Source organism: Neoroseomonas oryzicola, from assembly GCF_012163135.1.
Taxonomy (GTDB): Bacteria; Pseudomonadota; Alphaproteobacteria; order Acetobacterales; family Acetobacteraceae; genus Neoroseomonas; species Neoroseomonas oryzicola.
The window spans coordinates 1-17,738 of record NZ_JAAVUP010000013.1 but is presented as its reverse complement, the minus strand read 5'-3'; the positions used below and the strand labels follow the sequence as shown (position 1 = coordinate 17,738).

General features: G+C 69.2%; 16 protein-coding genes and 3 pseudogenes. 6 read left to right on the top strand and 13 right to left on the bottom strand.

Annotated features, from left to right (window positions below; all coding sequences use genetic code 11):
* Nucleotides 1-2 precede the first annotated feature (2 nt).
* A complete protein-coding gene (locus GWK15_RS22620; RefSeq protein ID WP_245211848.1) occupies nucleotides 3-1,604 on the bottom strand; it encodes a GMC family oxidoreductase in 1,602 nt (533 codons plus the stop codon).
* A 141-nt stretch (nucleotides 1,605-1,745) separates the two neighbouring features.
* On the bottom strand, nucleotides 1,746-2,696 hold the full coding sequence (locus GWK15_RS22615; RefSeq protein ID WP_168043673.1) for a LysR family transcriptional regulator: 951 nt from the start codon (nucleotides 2,694-2,696) through the stop codon (nucleotides 1,746-1,748).
* Between the two features lie 113 nt (nucleotides 2,697-2,809).
* Here GWK15_RS22615 and GWK15_RS22610 point away from each other — a divergent pair, with 113 nt between their 5' ends.
* Nucleotides 2,810-3,244, top strand: coding sequence for a DoxX family protein (locus tag GWK15_RS22610; protein WP_168043672.1), 435 nt, complete (start codon nucleotides 2,810-2,812; stop codon nucleotides 3,242-3,244).
* A gap of 84 nt (nucleotides 3,245-3,328) precedes the next feature.
* Here the strand turns inward: GWK15_RS22610 and GWK15_RS22605 are convergent, their stop codons facing one another.
* Both GWK15_RS22605 and GWK15_RS22600 read right to left on the bottom strand, forming a co-directional pair.
* Nucleotides 3,329-4,153 (bottom strand): lipid-binding SYLF domain-containing protein, encoded by an 825-nt coding sequence (locus GWK15_RS22605; RefSeq protein ID WP_168043671.1) that lies wholly within the window; start codon nucleotides 4,151-4,153, stop codon nucleotides 3,329-3,331.
* Nucleotides 4,154-4,479: 326 nt separating this feature from the next.
* A complete protein-coding gene (locus tag GWK15_RS22600; RefSeq protein ID WP_168043670.1) occupies nucleotides 4,480-5,118 on the bottom strand; it encodes a histidine phosphatase family protein in 639 nt (212 codons plus the stop codon).
* 58 nt (nucleotides 5,119-5,176) lie between these two features.
* Here GWK15_RS22600 and GWK15_RS26140 point away from each other — a divergent pair, with 58 nt between their 5' ends.
* Nucleotides 5,177-5,662, top strand: a complete 486-nt coding sequence (locus tag GWK15_RS26140) for a GNAT family N-acetyltransferase (RefSeq protein WP_245211842.1) — start codon at nucleotides 5,177-5,179, stop codon at nucleotides 5,660-5,662.
* Nucleotides 5,663-6,242: 580 nt separating this feature from the next.
* Here GWK15_RS26140 and GWK15_RS26135 read toward each other — a convergent pair.
* The 4 genes and pseudogenes from GWK15_RS26135 to GWK15_RS26640 form a co-directional block, all read right to left on the bottom strand.
* Nucleotides 6,243-7,319 (bottom strand): annotated as a pseudogene (locus GWK15_RS26135) (recombinase family protein); the annotation flags it as partial.
* Between the two features lie 5 nt (nucleotides 7,320-7,324).
* Nucleotides 7,325-8,467: a site-specific integrase gene (locus tag GWK15_RS22590; RefSeq protein ID WP_168043668.1), complete on the bottom strand. Its 1,143-nt coding sequence runs from the start codon at nucleotides 8,465-8,467 to the stop codon at nucleotides 7,325-7,327.
* The gene (locus tag GWK15_RS22585; RefSeq protein ID WP_168043667.1) at nucleotides 8,467-10,140 is read right to left on the bottom strand and encodes a site-specific integrase; all 1,674 of its coding nucleotides are present in this window, start codon (nucleotides 10,138-10,140) and stop codon (nucleotides 8,467-8,469) included. The genes GWK15_RS22590 and GWK15_RS22585 overlap by 1 nt, the downstream gene beginning before the upstream one ends.
* A gap of 217 nt (nucleotides 10,141-10,357) precedes the next feature.
* Nucleotides 10,358-10,558, bottom strand: coding sequence for a helix-turn-helix domain-containing protein (locus GWK15_RS26640; protein WP_168043666.1), 201 nt, complete (start codon nucleotides 10,556-10,558; stop codon nucleotides 10,358-10,360).
* A gap of 319 nt (nucleotides 10,559-10,877) precedes the next feature.
* Between GWK15_RS26640 and GWK15_RS22575 the strand changes: the two genes are divergently transcribed.
* Nucleotides 10,878-11,525, top strand: coding sequence for a hypothetical protein (locus GWK15_RS22575; RefSeq protein ID WP_168043665.1), 648 nt, complete (start codon nucleotides 10,878-10,880; stop codon nucleotides 11,523-11,525).
* 305 nt (nucleotides 11,526-11,830) lie between these two features.
* Here the strand turns inward: GWK15_RS22575 and GWK15_RS22570 are convergent, their stop codons facing one another.
* Nucleotides 11,831-12,496: a hypothetical protein gene (locus GWK15_RS22570; RefSeq protein ID WP_168043664.1), complete on the bottom strand. Its 666-nt coding sequence runs from the start codon at nucleotides 12,494-12,496 to the stop codon at nucleotides 11,831-11,833.
* On the opposite strand from GWK15_RS22570, the gene GWK15_RS22565 reads away from it, so the two are divergent.
* Nucleotides 12,456-13,558 (top strand): IS3 family transposase gene (locus GWK15_RS22565; protein ID WP_168043663.1). Its coding sequence is split into 2 segments (ribosomal slippage): nucleotides 12,456-12,717 and nucleotides 12,717-13,558, totalling 1,104 coding nucleotides; the frame shifts between segments, so codons are not numbered across the junction. The genes GWK15_RS22570 and GWK15_RS22565 overlap by 41 nt on opposite strands.
* A gap of 149 nt (nucleotides 13,559-13,707) precedes the next feature.
* Nucleotides 13,708-13,883 (top strand): annotated as a pseudogene (locus GWK15_RS22560) (integrase catalytic domain-containing protein); the annotation flags it as partial.
* Nucleotides 13,884-14,018: 135 nt separating this feature from the next.
* On the opposite strand, the gene GWK15_RS22555 reads toward GWK15_RS22560, so the two are convergent.
* From GWK15_RS22555 to GWK15_RS22540, 4 genes are read right to left on the bottom strand one after another with little or no spacing between them, the layout of a single operon-like run.
* Nucleotides 14,019-15,689 carry a sensor histidine kinase gene (locus GWK15_RS22555; protein WP_168043662.1) on the bottom strand — a complete coding sequence of 557 codons (1,671 nt, stop codon included), beginning with the start codon at nucleotides 15,687-15,689 and terminating at the stop codon, nucleotides 14,019-14,021.
* A 50-nt stretch (nucleotides 15,690-15,739) separates the two neighbouring features.
* Complete coding sequence (locus GWK15_RS22550; RefSeq protein WP_209442370.1) at nucleotides 15,740-15,946, bottom strand: NepR family anti-sigma factor; 207 nt, start codon at nucleotides 15,944-15,946, stop codon at nucleotides 15,740-15,742.
* A 6-nt stretch (nucleotides 15,947-15,952) separates the two neighbouring features.
* Nucleotides 15,953-16,747, bottom strand: a complete 795-nt coding sequence (locus GWK15_RS22545; protein WP_338147316.1) for a sigma-70 family RNA polymerase sigma factor — start codon at nucleotides 16,745-16,747, stop codon at nucleotides 15,953-15,955.
* 3 nt (nucleotides 16,748-16,750) lie between these two features.
* Nucleotides 16,751-17,242, bottom strand: a complete 492-nt coding sequence (locus GWK15_RS22540; protein WP_168043661.1) for a sigma-70 family RNA polymerase sigma factor — start codon at nucleotides 17,240-17,242, stop codon at nucleotides 16,751-16,753.
* A gap of 65 nt (nucleotides 17,243-17,307) precedes the next feature.
* On the opposite strand from GWK15_RS22540, the pseudogene GWK15_RS22535 reads away from it, so the two are divergent.
* Nucleotides 17,308-17,738: pseudogene (locus GWK15_RS22535) on the top strand (response regulator); the annotation flags it as partial.

The following is a 17,738-nucleotide window of genomic DNA, read 5'->3' as shown; positions in this document are numbered from 1 at the left end:
CGTCAGCGACGCATGTCCTCGGCGATCAGGTCGGCGGCCTTCTCGGCGACGCTCAGCACCGTCGCGTTGATGTTGCACACCGGGATGTCCGGGAAGACCGAGGCATCGGCCACCCGCAGCCCCTCGATGCCGCGGAAGCGCAGCCGCGCATCGAGCGGCGCCGCCGCATCGGCCCCCATCCGCACGGTGCAGGACGGGTGATAGACCGTCCCGCCTGTCGCCTTGGCGACGGCGAGCAGCGCCTCGTCGCTCTCGGCCTGCAGGCCGGGGCGGACTTCGTGCGCGACGACGCCCTGCAGCGGCGCGGCCGCCATCCAGCGGCGCGCCAGGCGCAGGCCGCGCACGACGCAGGCCTCGTCCGCGCGTTCGGTCAGGAAGCGCGGGTTGATCGCGGGTGCGTCCTCGGGGCGGGGGGATTTCAGCGTGACGGACCCGCGGCTGTGCGGTCGGCACTGCCAGACGCCGAGGGTGAAGCCGGGCTCGGTCTCCGGCACGCCGATGCGGCCGTCCTGCCAGGACAGCGGCCCGCCGTTGATCTGGACATCGGGCGCCTCGAGCCCCGGTTCCGTTCGCGCGAACAGCGACATCATCCCCGGCGACCAGGTCAGCACGCCCTTGCCGGTGGTCATCCAGCGCAGCACCTCGAGCCCCAGCCGCGGCCAGACGATGCGGCGGTTGGCCGACCAGCGATGGTCGGTCAGGCGATAGGTCAGCCGGACGATGTAGTGGTCCTGCAGGTTCCGCCCGACGCCGGGGATGTCCATCAGCGGCGCGATGCCGTGGCGCGCGACCTCCTCCGCCGGGCCGAAGCCCGAGAGCAGCAGCAGGTGGGGCGATCCGATCGCGCCGGCGGCCAGCACCACGCCGAAGCGGGCGCGGACCAGGCGTTCCTCCCCGCCGCGACGGATCAGCACGCCGGCGGCGCGGCCGTCCTCGACCACGATGCGCAGCGCGAGGGAGTCGTCGATCACCGTCAGGTTTGGCCGCGACAGCGCCGGCACGAGATAGGCGCGCGCCGCCGAGATCCGCCGCTGCCCGCGCCGCGTCTGCTGGAAGGTGGCGAAGCCTTCGCGCCGCGGACCGTTCATGTCGGCATTCACCGGCAGGCCGATCGCTTCCGCCGCCGCGGCGAAGCGGTCGAGCAACTCGGGGCGTTCGGCCAAGTGCTCGACCGGCTGCGGCCCCTGCGTGCCGCGCCCTTCCCCGCCGCCGGCGAAGGATTCGTGGCGCTTGAAGTAGGGCAGCAGGTCGTCCCACCCCCAGCCCGTGCAGCCCTTCTGCGCCCAGAGGTCGTAATCCGACGGATCGCCGCGCACATGGCCGAGCCCGTTGATGGAGGACGACCCGCCCCAGACGCGCCCGCGCGGGTAATCCAGCGCGCGGTTGCCCGTCGCGGCATCCGGTTCGGTGCGGAAGCCCCAGGTCAGTTTCGGGTGGTTGAGGATGCGGGCATAGCCGGCGGGGATGTGGATGTAGGGGTGGCGGTCCTTGCCCCCGGCCTCGATCACCGCGACGGTCGACCGCCCATCGGCCGAGAGGCGGTTGGCCAGCACGCAGCCGGCGCTGCCGGCGCCGACGATGACGTGGTCGAAACTGTCCTGCATCGGGTTCACCACTGCATCCTGCGGCCCGCAGAGCCGAGGCCGCGAACGCGGCCCGCGGCAAGTGCCGCGAAGCCAAGCCGCGCGGACGCGCGGCGCCCGGCGTCTGAGGGGCACGAAGGCAACGCCTTCGTACAAACACGTTCAATCATCGTCGCCGCGCGGCGCTTCTCCCTGCTCCACCGCCGGGACTTCGCGCGCCACGGCGAGGATCAGGCGCCGCAGCCAGGCATGCCCGGCATCGCTCTCGAAGCGGCGGTGGAACAGCATCGACAGGCGGGTGTGGCGGATCTCGACGGGGCTCTCGCGCACCTTGAGCCCGTGCGCCTCGGCCAGCGCCAGCGCGAGCCGCGCGGACAGCGTCATCACCATGTCGGTGCGCTGCAGTATCTCCGGCACCGCCGAGAGATGCGCCACCACCGCGCCGAGGCGCCGCTGCTTCCCCCGCGTCGCGAGCGCCACATCCACCGCGCCGTTGCGCGATCCGTTCGGCGAATGCAGCAGGTGCGGGAAGGTGATCAGCCGATCCTCGGTCAGCACGCCCTCGGCGAGCGGATGGCCTTCGCGCATCAGCGTCTTGAAGCCCTCGGGCAGCAGGCGGATGCGGGTGTAGATCGCCGGCGGCTCGGGCAGCACGCCGAGGGCGAGCTCGGCCTCCCCGCGTTCGAGCAGCTGCTGCCAGTTGGTGCGGTCGGCATGGCGGACCGTCAGCAGGCAGGCCGGCGCTTCGCGCGCCAGGCGCTGCACGAGGCGCGGCACCAGCACCGCCTCGGCATATTCGCTGAAGGCGACGGGGAAGACGCGGTCCGAGGTCGCGGGATCGAAGGGCGCATGGACCGCGAGCGTATCGCGCAGCCGGTCGAGCACCTCGGCGACCGGGCCGGCCAGCGCCAGGGCGAGTTCCGTCGGTTCGACCCCGCCGGGCCGGCGGAGGAACAACTCGTCGTTCAGCGCCGCGCGCAATCGCGCGAGTGCATTCGACACCGCCGGCTGGGACAGGTTCAGCCGCCGCGCGGCCCGCGTGACGTGCCGTTCGCGCGCCACCGCGTCGAAGACGCGCAGCAGGTTGAGGTCGAGGGTCGCAAGGTCCGCCATTGGCGCCGGTGATGATGGACGTTCGGAAGCCCCGTTGGAAGCCGGGGGGCCTGCGGAGGCATGTTCCCCGCCAATCGAAGGCCGCGGGCCTTCACCAGATGGGATCCACGACGATGATCGACACCCGGACCACCACCCCCTATGCGGCCTTCCTGCTGCGCGTGAGCATGGGCCTGCTGTTCCTTGCCCATGGCGCGCTGCTGAAGCTCGGCACCTTCGGCATCACCGGCACGATGGGCTATTTCGGCTCGCTCGGTTACCCGCCCTTCTTCGGCGCCATCGTGATCGCCGCCGAGATCGGCGCGGGCATCGCCCTCATCCTCGGCGTCGGCGTGCGGGCGGTCAGCCTGCTGGCCCTGCCGATCATGATCGGCGCGACCCTGCAGCACCTGCCCAATGGCTGGGTGTTCAGCGCCCGCGGCGGCGGCTGGGAATTCCCCGCCTTCTGGACCGTGCTGCTGCTGGTGCAGGCGGGCCTCGGCGCGGGCGCCTTCGCCCTCGACCTCGGCCGCCTCACGGGCCGGCGGAGCGTCGAAGCGGCGGCCTGACCGCCCTTCACATTACCGAGATGGGAGCGGGGGAGGGCAACCTCCCCCGCTTCGTTTGTTCAGGGACACGGCATGACGCTGCGATCAGCGCGTGCCGCTGCGCGGCGGGGCCGACAGGCTTTCGGTCTGCACGCGGCCCGTGGTCGTACCGGGGCCGGGCGTGATCACCGCCTGCGGCGCGGCCGAACCCTGGGGCGCCGGGGCCGGCGTCGCCGCGCTGGCCGCCGGAGCCTGCGCGATCCGCATCAGCTCCGCGCGCAGCGGGTCGGAGGCCGGGTTGTGCGCCTCCATCCCCACCACGACCTGGCGCGGCGAGATGTCGCGGCCGAAGTAGTTCCGCATGTACTGGCTGCGCGCGGACAGGATCGCGCCGTCGAGCGAGATGCCCGCGAAGAGCCCCCGCGCGCGGGCGATGGTGACGATGTCGCCGCCCACCGCCGCCGTCGTCGACCCCGCGATCCCGCGCCCGAGCGTGCCGAGCGCGACATTGGCGTCCGCGCCGACCCGGAACTGGCTGTCGAGCACCGCGTCCAGCGCCTTGTCGTTCATGATCAGCATGACGACCTGCGCGTCCTGAACGCCGATCTGCAGCCCGACCGAGGCGCCGCCCATGGTGTAGAAGGCGGGCGAGGACCAGGATCCGCTGCCGTCGCGCGCCACCAGCACGCAATCGCCCCCCTGCCCCGCGATGACGAAGCCGCCGCGGATGACCTGCGGGCAGATCACCGCCGCCCGCGCGCGGCCGAGCAGCGAGCGCGCATCGGCGCTCATATCCCCGATGTCGAAGACTTCCCGCAGGGACAGCGCGGCCCGGTCGACGAGCGTCTGCTCCTCCGACTGGGCGCGGGCGTCCCGTCCGCCAAGGGCCAAGGCGCAGAGCGCAAGGGCGAAAAGGGCGAGACGGCGCATGAAGCGAACCTCCCAAGCCTTTGAATGTCCGTCCTTCTAACCGTGCTTCTCGGGCAACACAAAGGTTTCGCGATGGCGAAAGCGTGAGGAGGGGGGTGTCGGGGGCCGCGGGCGGTGGTGGTGCCGCGCCCTCAAGCGCCGGGCGGGCGGTGTTGTGTTGTGTCCTCGGACGCCGGGCGGACCGCATCCGCGGTCCTTGGCTTCGCCGCACTCGCGGCGGGTCGCAGTCGCGGCCTCGGCCCCGCGGGCCGGATTGTCTTGTGCCCTCGGACGCCGCGCCGGCCCCGGAGTCGCGCGGCGAGGCGCGTGCCGCCGCCCTGGACGCGTCAGCCCTCGACGGGCGGCGGGGTCCAGGGTTCCTCGTTCACCGCGGCGACGCGCCAGTCGCGGCCGTGCTTCTCGATGCGGGTCAGCGAGAGGTTCTTGATGCTGAACACCAGCGCCTGGTCCGGCGTCAGCCCCATCGCATGGGCCAGCGCGGCGCGGATCGACCCGCCATGCGCGACGATCACCACGTCCTGGCCTTCGAGCAGCGTCGCCATCCGTTCCATTACCGCGGCGACGCGGGCCTGGACCTCGCGGAAGGATTCGCCCCCGGGCGGATGCTCCTCGCCGCCATGCGGCCAGAAGGGGTGCGGCGGGTGGCGCAGCAGGGCGGGCAGCGCCTCGTGCGGGATGCCCTGCCATTCGCCGAGGTGCTGCTCGGCCAGGTCCGATTCCGCGTCGAGCTCCGCTTCCGGATAGCCGGCCGCGAAGATCGCCGCAGCGGTCGCCCGCGTGCGCGACAGGTTGGTGACGAACCAGCGCGCCGGTTGCGGCAGGCGATGCGCGAGCCAGCGATAGGACGCCGCCTCCTGCCGGAGCGCGAGGTCGCAAAGCGAAACGTCCATCGAGCCGTAGAGCACGGCGCGGGCCGAGGGTTCCACCAGGGCGTGGCGGACAAGGAAGAAGCGGGTCGGGGTCACGCCGGGCGCTCTACCGCACCCCGCGCGGGCTGACGAGGCCCGTGCCAGGATGGCAGCCATGGACATCACGCTGCACAGCGCCTGGATCCCCGGCGCGATCGGGGACATCGCCGCGCTCCATGCCCGCACCTACGCCGTGAGCCACGGCTTCGGGGCGTATTTCGAGGCCAAGGTGGCCCGCGAGCTCGGCGATTTCCTGCTGCGCTTCGATCCGGCGCGCGACCTGTTCCGCTGCGCGGCCGACAGCCGCGTGCTCGGGTCGATCGCGCTGGATTGCGGGGAGGACCCGGGCTCGGCGCATCTGCGCTGGTTCATCCTCGACCCCGCGCTGCGCGGGCAGGGGCTGGGGCGGCGATGGCTTGCGGAGGCGGTGGACCAGGCGCGTCGCCTGGGCGTGCCGGAGGTCTACCTCTGGACCCTCGCGGGGCTCGATGCGGCGACGCATCTGTATGAACAGGCGGGGTTCCGCGTGACCGAGGAGGTCGCGGCGGAGCAATGGGGGCGGCGCGTGGCGGAACGGCGGATGGCGCTACGCATTGCGTGACGGCGGAGGGGCGCCGCCCCCTCATAGCCCCCTTTGCCGAACCGCTGGATACGGCGTTGATGAGTCCGCGACTGGTCTCATCAGCTCCGTATGCAAAGGCCCCGCCCGCCTGAAGCATGGCCATGAGGTGCCCGATCAGCTCGATTCCAGGAGGGTCGTCCGGCCCGGCGCCGGGGGTGATGATGATTTTGTCGATCAGCGCCCGCGCGGCCTCCAGTACCTCCTGGCCCTTGCCGGCCTCCAGGCCTGACTGCAGCTGGGCGACCTTCGCGGCGTAGACCTGCGCGAGGTTCGGCAGTAGGGCGGGCGGAGACGCCGGCCCCGTCGAGAGCGCTGCCGCCAACTCGTCCCGACGCGCTTCCAGATCCGACAGCTTCTTCTGCACACCGGCGGCCTTGAGGCCGTCGGAGATCGCCTCGACCAGGTTCTCAATCTTGCGTTCGACGGCCTGGAGTTCCCGCCGGCGCATTTCGGCCCCCGATGAGGCTTCCGCCGACAGGCGGTTCCATTCCGCGATGAATGCCTTGCAGAACGCCTCGACCAGATCAGGCCGCATGAGACGCCGGCCGAGCGCGTCCAGGACCCGCGCCTCGAGCGTTGACCGCCGGACCGTCCGTCGGTTGGGACAGCCCTGCCGGTTGCGGGCCGCCAGACAGGCCAGATAGTCCTGCCCGACCGCCGAGAACGCCCTCCCACAGCAGCCGCAGAATACCTTGCCGCTCAGCAGGTGCTTTGGCCGTCGCCGGTCCCAGAAGGTATTGCCGCGGTTCTGATCGGCGGGTGACGCCTCGGCGGCCAGCCGCCGCTGGGCCTGCTGCCACAGCTCATCATCGATGATCCGCAAGGCCGGCACCGGCGTCTCGACCATGGCCTCCTTGGCATGGGCGCGCCTTACCCAGCCACCGCGAACGGGATCACGCCGGCGGGTGGTGCGGTTCCAGACCTGGAGGCCGACATAGAGCGGATTGCGCAGCAGGCCGTTCTCCCGCCCCGGCCGGCCACGGATCGTCCAGTCATGCCAGGGCCGGCCATCGGGGCCCGGAACGCCCTCGGCGTTCAGCGCCCGGGCGATCGCCAGCGGGCTGGCGCCGCCGACATAGTCGCGAAAGATCCGCCGCACGACGACGGCGCAGGCCTCATCGACCTCGCGCAACCCCCGCACCGGCTCGCCGTCCGGGCCGAACTGACGGATTGCCCGATAGCCATAGGCCAACCGCCCGGTCCCGAACCCCTGACGGGCACGGCCCTCCAGACCTCGGTGGGTCTTCTGCGCCAGGTCCTTGAGGTACAGCGCCCCCATGGTGCCCTTGAGTCCGACATGCAGTTCAGAGATCTCGCCCTCGGCGAGGGTGACGATCTTCACGCCGGCAAAGATCGACAGCTTGTGGAACGCGGCGACGTGCTCGAGGTCGCGGGAGAACCGATCCAGGCTCTCCGCCAGGACGATGTCGGCCTGACCCTTCCGCAGGACCTCCAGCATCGCCTGATAGCCCGGCCGCTGCGTCGTCGCGCCCGAGATCGCCGCATCCGTGTAGGTGGCCGTCACCGACCAGCCCTCACGCTCGGCGCGCACGTTGCAGATGCGCAGCTGATCCTCGATGGACGCTTCGCGCTGGTTGTCCGAGGAATAGCGGGCGTAGATGACGCAGCGAGCCATGTCCCCTACTCCTTTTCGGTCCGCCGGCGCCGACGTGCAGCCCGCTGCAAGGCGAGCATGACTTCCTGGTGCTGCGCCACCGCGGGACGCGTATCGACGGCAATGTAGTTGCGGGCCGTCGTGCTCGCGCGGCTGTGGCCGAGCAGGGCACTCGCGCCGCGGATATGGGCGGGCCTTTCGTTCGCGTAGGTCGTCGCGGCGCAATCGCGAAACAGATGGGCGTTGATCGCGTGGCCGAACCGGGGGGCGGTGTGACGACGCAGTGCCTTCTGCAGGCCACCTGCGGTCAACGGCGTACCGCCCTGGGCGACCCAGAGCATGGCGCCGGCCGGCCGTGCCGGGCGCTTCGGGTCGATCGGGGCCGTCGCCGCGATGAGCATCGGCCGCACGACCGTCAGGTAACGTTCCAGCCCTGCCAGCAGATTGCGCGGCCAGCTCATGGTCCTGGCCTTCTTGTCCTTCATCTCCGACGCCGCGAAGTGCAGCGTCGCCAGGCCGGCGGTGTCCCGCAGTTGAACGCCGATCTCGATGCCGAGGAGGTTCTTCAGCCGCGGCGCGCGCGATGCGAGCAGCGCGATCATGAGTCCGTCCCGATAGTCCCGCGCGGCCGCCAGCACACGGCGCCGGTCGGCTTCGCCGGTGCGGGGCTTGTCGAGCTCCGATCCGCTCCGCTCCAGGAGATCGAGGCCGAGCTGCTCCAAGCCGCCGACCGGCACCAAGCGAGAGCGCTTGTCGCGCACCGGCTTTGCCCGGCGGGCCAGACGGGCCTGCGTCCCGCGCAGCCAGGCCCAGTCCCGGTCGGGGAACAGCGCGACGACGGTCATGCACAACAGGCCCAGGTAGCTCGCCACGGTGACCGGGGAGCGCCCGTGCTGCAGGAACGCGACATAGGCCCGCGTGCGTTCTTCGGTGAACCGGTCTGACGGAGCTTCGTTCGATAGAGCGACATCCCGGGACTGGAGCCAGCCCAGCCAGCGTCCGTAGGCGCCCGCGGCGGAGCGCTGGCTGGCGGCACGCCACGTCGTGGCGTGACCGGCCTTGACCAGGAAGTCGCCCTGCCGGTGCGCGGCTTGCCAGGCGGCTTGGTCCGCCGCGGGCCAGGCCGCGACCGGCAATGCGGCGTGGGGTCGAATTGCGGTGCCGGTCATCAGCGCGCCTTCCGGCGGCGGCCGGCGCGATCGAACGACGCTGCGGCCTTCTCGCGCTCCTCCCGCAGCATCTCGTCATAGTGCTGGACCGCGAGCACCTGCTCGAGGCCCGTGTAGTACGCCATCGTCGTGGTGGTCGACTTGTGCCCGAGGAGGCGTTGCACCAGCCCGTGCGCACCGGGATTCTTCTTCAGCACCATCCACCCGGCCAGCGCGCGAAAGCAGTGCGGCGTCAGTACGAGGCCGCAGCGGATCGCGATCGCCTTGCGGATCTGGCTGCGCAGGCCGTCGTCCGTCTTGGCCTTGCCCAGCACCTGGCCCGGGAACAGCCAGTCGCTGGGCGCAGGCATCAGGAATGCACGGTAGCGTTCCAGGTAGAGCGTGATGTGCCGCGCGACCTCCGGCGGCAGCACCGCATCGTAGGGATCCCCGTTCTTCGTCTCCGACGCGGGGATCGAGATGTCGAACCCCTTCGCCTGCCTCGGCAGCAAGTGCACGCCCAGCCGGAGATTCTGGAGGTTGCGGAGCCGAATCGGCGCGAACAGCAGGATTTCGAGGGCGATGGCGGTCTGCACCTGCTGCGCCGTCTGCTCGCACGGCGGCATCGCCCGTGCCTCGTCGATCAGGGTGGTGGGGAGCAGGAGGAGCTGCCGCAGACGCTCGGGGTTCTCCGCCACCGCGCGCACCCGCTCCTTGGTGCGCAGGGACATGCCGGCGCGCTCCGGACGGCACTGCTTCACCATCTCCGCCAGTTGGTCAACGTCCGACGTCGGCAGCTTGCACCAGTGCCGCGCGATCATCTGCACCATGCCGGCCATCTGAAAGAGGTGGTGGGAATACTTCTCGCCGGCACGCTCCCAAATGTAGCGTAAGCCACGAGCCGCCATGGCGGGGGCGACGACCGTGGCCAGGTTCACCATCGCGCTCGGCTCGATGCCCTTCTGCACCAAGGCGCCCAGATACAGGCGCAGTTGGCATCGGCGCGTGCTGACCGAGGTCAGCCGCAACGGTTTGAGGCCGCGATCCCCGAACGGGCTGGTATCGGAGAGCTTGGCCGCCCACGCCTCCACCTCCTGGAGCAGGCTGTCCGGATAGCGATCCCACGGCAGCGAGTAGGTATCGCGGTTGTCGGGGATGGACAGGCGCTGCTGCGGCCATTCGGGGCACGCCTCCACCGCCATGTTCCAGTAGCGCGCCGCATCGCGCGCCGCGCGATCCGGCTCCGACACCAGGCTGCGCGTCGCGAGATCGAGGCGGTAGCGCTCGATCATGGCGTCGTCGACCGCGTCCGGCTCGATCCCCTGCTGGGTGGCGTAGCGCGCCAGCCGCCAGAGATTGAAGTGCCGGTGCTGACCGTCTGCCAGCAGGTCGAGGATCGCGACCCAGGCGGGCGAGGGTTCCTCTCGGATGCGGCCCTGGATGGCGACGATCCCGGCATGCGCGAGCGCGGTGCTCGACAGGGACAGAATGTTGCGCCAGCGGCCGGGCTTCTGCCCGACCATGGCGGGGGTCAGCCCCGCGAGCAGCGGGCGCAGCACCTGGGGATCCGCGGGCAGCACTTCCGCCGGTCGGCCCACTGCCTTGGCCAGCGACATCAGGGCCGAGGCCATGTCGCGACGACGGCCGGGCGGCACCGCCTCGTCCGCCAGGATGCGCTGCCGAACGTCAGCCATCGAAGGAACCGTGGCCGCCGAGGCGGCCTTATGCAAGGATACAGACATGTTCACAGAATGACTCCCATGGACAAGGCGGTACATACCGCCAAAACGTGACTGCGTTTGCTGTATAATGTTCCTTAATTCGCGAAAGACGCAGTCACGATACGGATTAGTACTCAGGAATTAATTGGACTTTGGCGGACATGCGATCCGAATTGCGGAGGCCTCGGCGCTACTGGCGGCGATGGCGGAGGAACACCGTGAAATCGTCCTCGGCGATCCGGATCTGGCGGCCGATGCGATGCACGCGCAGTTCCCCGCGCTTGATCATGCGGCGGACCGTCTTGATCGAGAGGTCGAGCAACTCTGCGACCTTCCCGATGGAGAGGAGGCGCCCGCTGGCGCAGCTGGGATTGGTATAGGAATCGATCACGCTGGGATCTCCGATCCTTCGGGTTGCAGTGCCATGGCATTGACCCACGCATCCGCGGCCGCCTGCCGCGCGATGGCACGGACGAGGCCCAGGAGAAGCGTGCTGGAAGGGGCGTCTGACACGCAGCGATCGCCCCGATCGCCGGCGGTCTCGCTCGGAGGGTCGGCGGGCGGCGGTGCGGACGGCGCTAAGCGCCCTTGGCTCAATACCATGCAAGCGAGGAAATATCCTCTTTTCACCTAGCGCGCAAACTCACTTGCATACATGCGCGAAATTAACTAGGAAATTTCCTAACAACTGGCAGCTGGAACCCAACGAAATGGCCAAGGTGACGTCAGAGGATGACCTGGATCCGGTTCGCCGCAGGCTGGTCGAGCGGGCCCGCGCGAAGGGCGTGACCTTGGCGGATCTGAGTCGGGCAGCCGGAAAGAACCTGAGCTACGTCCACCAGTTCATCTGGAAGGGCGCGCCGAAGTCACTCCCCTTGGCGGTCCGCATCCAAGTGGCCAAGGCGCTGGACATGCCGGTGGATTCGCTGAGTCCGCCGGGCGAGCCGAGCCTCGCCAGCATCGTCGGCGACACCGAGGCGCCCGGTGGCGGGGCGAGGAGCGGCGGGGAACTGCGCGACGTGCCCGTGTTCCGCGACGATGGTGTGATTGATCCGGCCCAGGCCGCGGAGTGGACCACGGGCCTGAAATCCACGGCCTATGGCGGGATCTACATTGCCCTGTGGATCACCGGCACCCGCGGTCGCCTGCAGCCTGGCGACCTGGCTTACGTCCACATGTTGCAGCCGCCGCGTGTGGGCGACACCGCGTTGGCGTTGGCGGAGCGGCGTGTCGTGGCACTCGGGACGCTCGTGTCGGCCGATAGCGTCGTCGCGATCCGCGATGCGGAGGACAAGCCGCGGAAATTTCCCGCCAAGGATGTTCAACTGGCGAAGGTCATCGCGGTGCGTTTTCCGTAGCGCCACCCTGGGATTAGCGATGTGTGGCTGCCGCTGATGACGTTACGAGCGGCTCTATCCTAGCGACGGGCGACGCGCCGACGTTGTGTGAGCCTGCAGTAGCGCGAACGGGACCTGCTCCTCCGTGAAGCGGAACGTCTTCTTGGCGCCGTCCATCTTCGGTCAAAGTGCCCGAAAAGTCTGGCCTCCCAGCGGATCAGTTTCCGGGTTCAGGGCCATCGCGCCTGGCGTGATGGCGCCGGAGCGCCGCCCCCCCAGAGTCAGCTCAGGTGTCGCGTGACGTCCTGCCACATCGCAAGAGCGAGTCACGGATAGGGCAGGCTGCGCGCCGGGTCCCGCCCGATAGGCTGCAGGGTCAGGCCCATCTTCGGGCGGGGGCTGTTCCCGCCATGGGGAGAACGCGCCCCATTGGGCGTCAGGCGGTCGAACAGGCTTGGGGCATCGCCGGTGGCGGATGCCTGCGCATGAGCGGCCTTCTCGAATGCCTCTGCCAGTTCCATCAGAGCCGAATGTGCCTTTGCGGCGCGTTCTGCCGCGGCCTCGGAGGGCCACCGATAGCTCGACAGGCTCTCTGGCAGATCGCCCGCCCCGCGTAGGATCCCGGACAGCAGCCGCTCAACAGCAGCCATCAGCGTGCGGTAGCGGACCCACGGATGATTGTCCCAGTCCATCGGGAAATCGACAAGGCGCGCCGCCGGACCCCTGGGATGGAACCTGTCCACTAGGAGCTGAGCGGCCGCGGCGCCGCGCGCCGAGAGCTTCAGGATGGTGGCGCTGTCCATGCCGAGGCTCAGGCCGCCCTCGCCCGGCCTCTGCGCAATGTGGACGATGCGATCGCGGTAGCCGGTTGATCCGAGCCCGGAAAACTGGATCGGTTGGAGGTAGAGTTTTCGGTGCCGGGTTTTCCCTGGGCTGGGAGGAGCGGAGCCGATGAAGGCCTCGAAGTTCAGTGATGCCCAGAAGGCGTTCATCCTGAAGCAGGGTGCGGCGGGAATGCCGGTGGCGGAGATCTGCCGCAAGGCGGGTATCAGCCAGGCGACCTACTTCAATTGGAAGAAGAAGTACGACGGGATGACGCCGCCGGAGATGCGGCGGCTGAAGCAGCTGGAAGACGAGAACGGCAAGTTGCGGAAGCTGGTGGCGGACCTGTCGCTGGATCGCGAGATGCTGCAAGACGTCATCCGCCGAAAAATCTGAGGCCTGGTCGCAAGCGCCAACTTGTCGACGCGGTGCGGCGGGAGTGGGACGTGTCGATCCGGCGCGCGTGCCGGGTTCTGGAGGTGGACACGTCGACCCACCACTACCGCTCACGTCGACCCGACCAGGCCGGCCTCGAAGGGCGCATCAGGGAGATCTGCGCGACGCGCGTGCGCTACGGCTATCGGCGCGTGCATGTGCTGCTGCGGCGGGAGGGATGGCGCGTGAACTATAAGCGGACATGCCGGATCTACCGGGAACTCGGCCTGCAACTGCGGAACAAGACGCCCAAGCGAAGGGTCAGGGCGAAGCTGCGCGACGATCGCCGGGCAGCGAGCCAGGCGAACGAGACCTGGGCGATGGACTTCATCCACGACCAGCTCGCGACGGGGCGGAAGATCCGGGTGCTTACGGTGGTCGACACGTTCTCGCGCTACTCGCCGGTGATCGATCCGCGGTTCAGCTATCGGGCCGAGGATGTCGTGGCGGCGCTGGAGCAGGCCTGCGCCGTGCTGGGCTATCCGAAGACGATCCGGGTCGACCAGGGCACGGAGTTCGTCTCGCGCGATCTGGACCTGTGGGCGTACGCGAAGGGGGTGACGCTCGACTTCTCGCGACCCGGCAAGCCGACGGACAATGCCTTCGCGGAAGCGTTCAACGGGCGCGTCCGGGCGGAATGCCTGAACGCGCACTGGTTCCTGACGCTTGCCGATGCGCAGGAAAAGTCGGAGGCTTGGCGCAAGTACTACAACGAGGATCGCCCGCATGGGGCGATCGGGCAGAAGCCGCCCATTTCGTTGCAAAATCCCGGTGGCATCACCAGCCCGTCACCGTGATCAAGGCCCGAAAACTCCACCATGGGGCGCTCCAACGATGGGGCTCGGAGCACAAGGCCCGAAAACTCCACCATCGGGCGCTCCAACGTTGGGGCTCGGAGCATCCCTTCGACGGACTCTAGCTCAGGGCGGGGACATCCAGGGGGGGCAGGGTCATGACGGCGGTGGACACCTGCTCCCGCTGCTCGCCAGTGATCGATCCTCGGTCAGCTATCGGGCCGAGAATGTCGTGGCGGCGCTGGAGCAAGCCTGCGCGGCGCTGGGCTATCCGAAGACGATCCGGGTCGACCAGGGCACGGAGTTCGTCTCGCGCGATCTGCCTCTTCACCGGCAGTCCTGCCCTACAGTTCATCGCCGGACTAGTTTCCAAGCGTTGGTTCAATACGCTGCCGGCTAGCGCCCCTATCACTTCGAACGGCAGCCACGTCATGCTGCCGGAGCCCCATTCCGTGAGGAAGGCCTACCTTCGGGCCGGACTATGATTGACTGCGAACCGCACGCTGATCAGCGTACCATGATCGCTAGAGATTTGGGCGGCGCCGCCGAGGTCCTCTGCGAAAGCCCGGATAAGCTTCAGCCCGAGAGACTTTCGACACTCCATTTCCTTCGGCAGACCCACGCCGTTGTCGGCAACAACAAGCTGCGCGCCTTCGCGCTGCTGCTTCAGGGAGACCGTGATCGTCCCGGGCCTCCCCGCAGGAAACGCGTGCTGCAGGGCATTGGTCACGGCCTCGGTGATCAGAAGGACGAGCGAACCGGTCTGATCGGCCCTCAGGTCCATGTCGTCGATCTCGATCGCCGTCGCCACATCAGCGTTCGACGCGACGCAGACGATCGGCGCGAGTTGCCGGCACAACTCCTCGATGTACGGGCCGAGCGTGATGCCCCTCGGATCCAAAGCCCGGGACAGGTGCCGATAGAGCGCCGCAAGCGCCCGCACCCTGTCCCGCACGACGATGAGTTCCGTCCGCACCTCCGGCTGAACACGGCCATTGGCCTGCATGCTTAACAGCGAGGCGACGATCTGGAGGTTGTTGTGAACCCGATGGTTCACGGCCTCCATCGCAAGGTCATGCTGCCACCGTGCATCCCGCAGTGCCGCTTCCCTGGCGATGATCGCATCGCTCGCCGCCAGCATGGCGGTGTCGATCTCCCTCACCTCCGGCAATCTGTGGCCGTCGCCAGTCGCCGCGAACGGTTGTCCCGGCGACCAGGCGCGGACCCGCGCGGCGAGGCGACACAACGGCCTGACGACGCCGATCTCGAGTCCGATCAGCACCACGATCAGACAACCGATCATGACGCCGCCGAGTTCGATCCATCGGACCCGCAGTGCCGCGCGCGCCGCGGGGCGGAGACCGTCCATCGGCACGCCGGCCAACAGCAGCAAATCTGGACGCAGGACAGCGACCGTCGAGGCATAAGGCTCGCCCGACCGCGCATTGCCCTCGGCTGTCCGGACCCCACCATAGAGCATCCGTTCCAGGGTGCCGACGTCCGGCAGGGCGGCCGCCGCCCCCCCGGTCACGCTCACCGCGGTGCCGGTCCGGTCGATCAGCCAGCTGTGCTGTGCGCCAGTGATCGATGCCGCGTGTTGTGGCCTGAAGACCTGGTCCAGGACGACTGAGGCGCCGACCACCGCGCGCAGGCCGCCATCGGGCGCGAGGACCGGCGTGGCAGCCCGAAGCACGGGACGGCCGGATAGGAGCCCAATGCTGAACCAGCTCACGGTGTGCGGACGGATGGCCTGGACGTCGCGAAGAACCGGCAGATCGTGAGGATCGATCCCGTGCTGAACTGGCGCTGCGCTGCAGAGCAGCCGCCCGTCGCCATCGAGGATCCAGACATCCGCATAGCGCTGTCCGAACAGGTCATGCGCCGCGCGCAGGGCCGCATCGCAGGCCTCTGGCGTCATCGCCAACAGTTCCGTGCGCCCTGCGACGGCGAGCAGCATCTCCTCGACGACGTCCATCTCGGCGCTGGCGTGCGCGGCAGTCGCCTGGTGCAGCACGAGGGCGGCCGTCCGGTCCGCGGCCACTTCGCGCGCATAGTCCCTCCAGGCGATCGCTCCGTAGATCCCAACGAAGGGTACGAGAAGGATGAGCAGGAGCCGTCGGCGCAGGCCGGTCATCAGACGTCGGAACTCTGGCAAGCGGGCGGCCCTTGCGGCGCCACCCGCCGTCACTTCTCCCGATCCGCCTCGATCAGCCGGAGCAGATCGTCCGGGATGGGCTCGCGCGCGACCTCGTCGTACATCGTGCGAAGGCCGCGCCGCAGCCAGATATCGAAGGCCGTGTCCGGCATCGCGCGATGATACGCTCGCCCACGGAGCACAGCGTTCGGCATCCGCGCCGCGACATCCTGATTCGGGTCTTCGCTCTGGTCCATCAGGTCCTACGCTGCGGCGGAACGCGGGCCGTTGGCGACCTGCGGCAGACTATCCGTCGTGCCGCGCCTGACGCCAGCCGAAACCGGTGCAGGCTTGCTGCGCCGTGCGCCGTCCGTGCCAAGCAGCCACAGCTCGAGCTGCCGCCGCGCACGAAAGACACGGCATTTCGCGGTGCCGACCGCACAGCCCATGGCATCGGCCACGTCCTGGTAGCTGAGGCCCTGCACCGACACCATGATCAGCGCGGTGCGCTGGTCCGGCGACAGCCGGGCGAGATGCGCGTGCAGTTCCTCGAGCGCGATGTCGTGCTCCTGGCTCGCGGGCCGCTGCAGGGCATCCGCGGTGGCGTCGTCCAGGCCTACTGTATCGTGCGTGCCACGGCGATCGGACAGGAACCGGTTGCGCAGGATGCGGTACATCCAGGCGCCGAAGTTCGTACCGGGGGTGAAGCTTGCCTTCGCGGCAAGGGCGCTGGTGACCGCCGCCTGCACCAGATCGTCGACGTCGGAATGGTTGCGGGTCAGGGCCAGGGCCTGAATCCTGAGGCGCGGCAGTAACGCCACAAGATCATCGGCGAAGGATCGCCGGACTTCTCCTGCGATGAGGGTTGGGGGGCTCCGCGCCAGGGCGCGCGCACGGGTGTCGAGGGGCATGCAAGTCCAATGCACGAGCCCCCGAAACGGTTGCATCGGATCCTGCGCGCCGGCGCGGGGCACAAGCGTGACCGGGCGATGCAACCTTGTGATGGCTTCGCGCATTACCGTTGGATGCAAATCCACCTGATCCGCGATCGCGTTCACCTATCACGTCTTGTCGGCGAAGCGCTGCGCGAGGACCGCGCGGGCGCGGGAGACGCGCGCCTTCACCGTGCCGGGCGGAACACCGCAGATCGCGGCCGCTTCCTCGATCGAGAAGCCCAGGGCGGCGACCAGCGTGAGGGATTCCCTCTGCGCCATGGGCAGGTCGTCGAGAGCGCGGTCGAGTTCATGCAGCTCAGCCGTGGCCAGTTGCGCCGGTGCCGAGGAAGCGCGCGCGTCGAACCGTTCCAGTGCGCGCTGCTCCGCCCCGCCCCTGCGCAGCTGCATGAGGAAGCCGTTGCGGAGAATGCGGAACACCCAGGCGCGAAGATTCGTGCCGGGTTCCCAGCGTTGCTCCTCCGTCATGGCCCGCAGGATGGCGTCCTGCACGAGGTCGTCCGCACGCGCCGGATCCCGGATCAGGAAACGCGCGAAGGCGCGCAGCTGCGGCAGCAGTGCGGCCAGGGCTTTGCGGAACTCGGACGGCACGCGCGGCATGCGAAGTGGCGCCACATTCGATCTGCGTCACCAACCATAGGCGCGAACTCACCGGAGGCGACAGAGTGAAGAATTCAGGACAGCGGGACCTCATGCATGCCGTGCCCTTCGCGCGGCGCTACGCCCGCGCCCTGACAGGGACGCAGGCGGAGGGCGACGCACTCGTCGCCGCGGTGCTGGGCGCAGACCTGCCGGACATGGCGCCCCAGCTGGCGCTCTACGCCGCGGTCACGCGGGCCGCGCCGACACCGCGCGACACGACGAACCTCTCCGCGCGTCAGAGGCAGCTGCTCCTCCTCACCGCACTCGAGAACCTGAGCCTGGCCGAGGTCGCCCTGGTGATCGGCATCGGTGCCGAGGAGGCGGGGTTCGAGCTCGAGGTGGCACGGTCCGCCCTCCGTGCCGTATCGGCGACTGATGTGATCGTCATCGAGGACGAACCGGTGACCGCCATGGACATCCGGCGCGTGGTCGAGTCCTGCGGCCACCGCGTGGT

Bases quoted from the DNA above. Each gene is read 5' to 3' on its own strand.
- GWK15_RS22620 (WP_245211848.1), bottom strand. From the start codon at position 1,604: ATGCAGGACAGTTTCGACCACGTCATCGTCGGCGCCGGCAGCGCCGGC.
- GWK15_RS22615 (WP_168043673.1), bottom strand. From the start codon at position 2,696: ATGGCGGACCTTGCGACCCTCGACCTCAACCTGCTGCGCGTCTTCGAC.
- GWK15_RS22610 (WP_168043672.1), top strand. From the start codon at position 2,810: ATGATCGACACCCGGACCACCACCCCCTATGCGGCCTTCCTGCTGCGC.
- GWK15_RS22605 (WP_168043671.1), bottom strand. From the start codon at position 4,153: ATGCGCCGTCTCGCCCTTTTCGCCCTTGCGCTCTGCGCCTTGGCCCTT.
- GWK15_RS26140 (WP_245211842.1), top strand. From the start codon at position 5,177: ATGGACATCACGCTGCACAGCGCCTGGATCCCCGGCGCGATCGGGGAC.
- GWK15_RS22590 (WP_168043668.1), bottom strand. From the start codon at position 8,467: ATGACCGGCACCGCAATTCGACCCCACGCCGCATTGCCGGTCGCGGCC.
- GWK15_RS22585 (WP_168043667.1), bottom strand. From the start codon at position 10,140: ATGGCTGACGTTCGGCAGCGCATCCTGGCGGACGAGGCGGTGCCGCCC.
- GWK15_RS22575 (WP_168043665.1), top strand. From the start codon at position 10,878: ATGGCCAAGGTGACGTCAGAGGATGACCTGGATCCGGTTCGCCGCAGG.
- GWK15_RS22570 (WP_168043664.1), bottom strand. From the start codon at position 12,496: ATGAACGCCTTCTGGGCATCACTGAACTTCGAGGCCTTCATCGGCTCC.
- GWK15_RS22555 (WP_168043662.1), bottom strand. From the start codon at position 15,689: ATGACCGGCCTGCGCCGACGGCTCCTGCTCATCCTTCTCGTACCCTTC.
- GWK15_RS22550 (WP_209442370.1), bottom strand. From the start codon at position 15,946: ATGGACCAGAGCGAAGACCCGAATCAGGATGTCGCGGCGCGGATGCCG.
- GWK15_RS22540 (WP_168043661.1), bottom strand. From the start codon at position 17,242: ATGCCGCGCGTGCCGTCCGAGTTCCGCAAAGCCCTGGCCGCACTGCTG.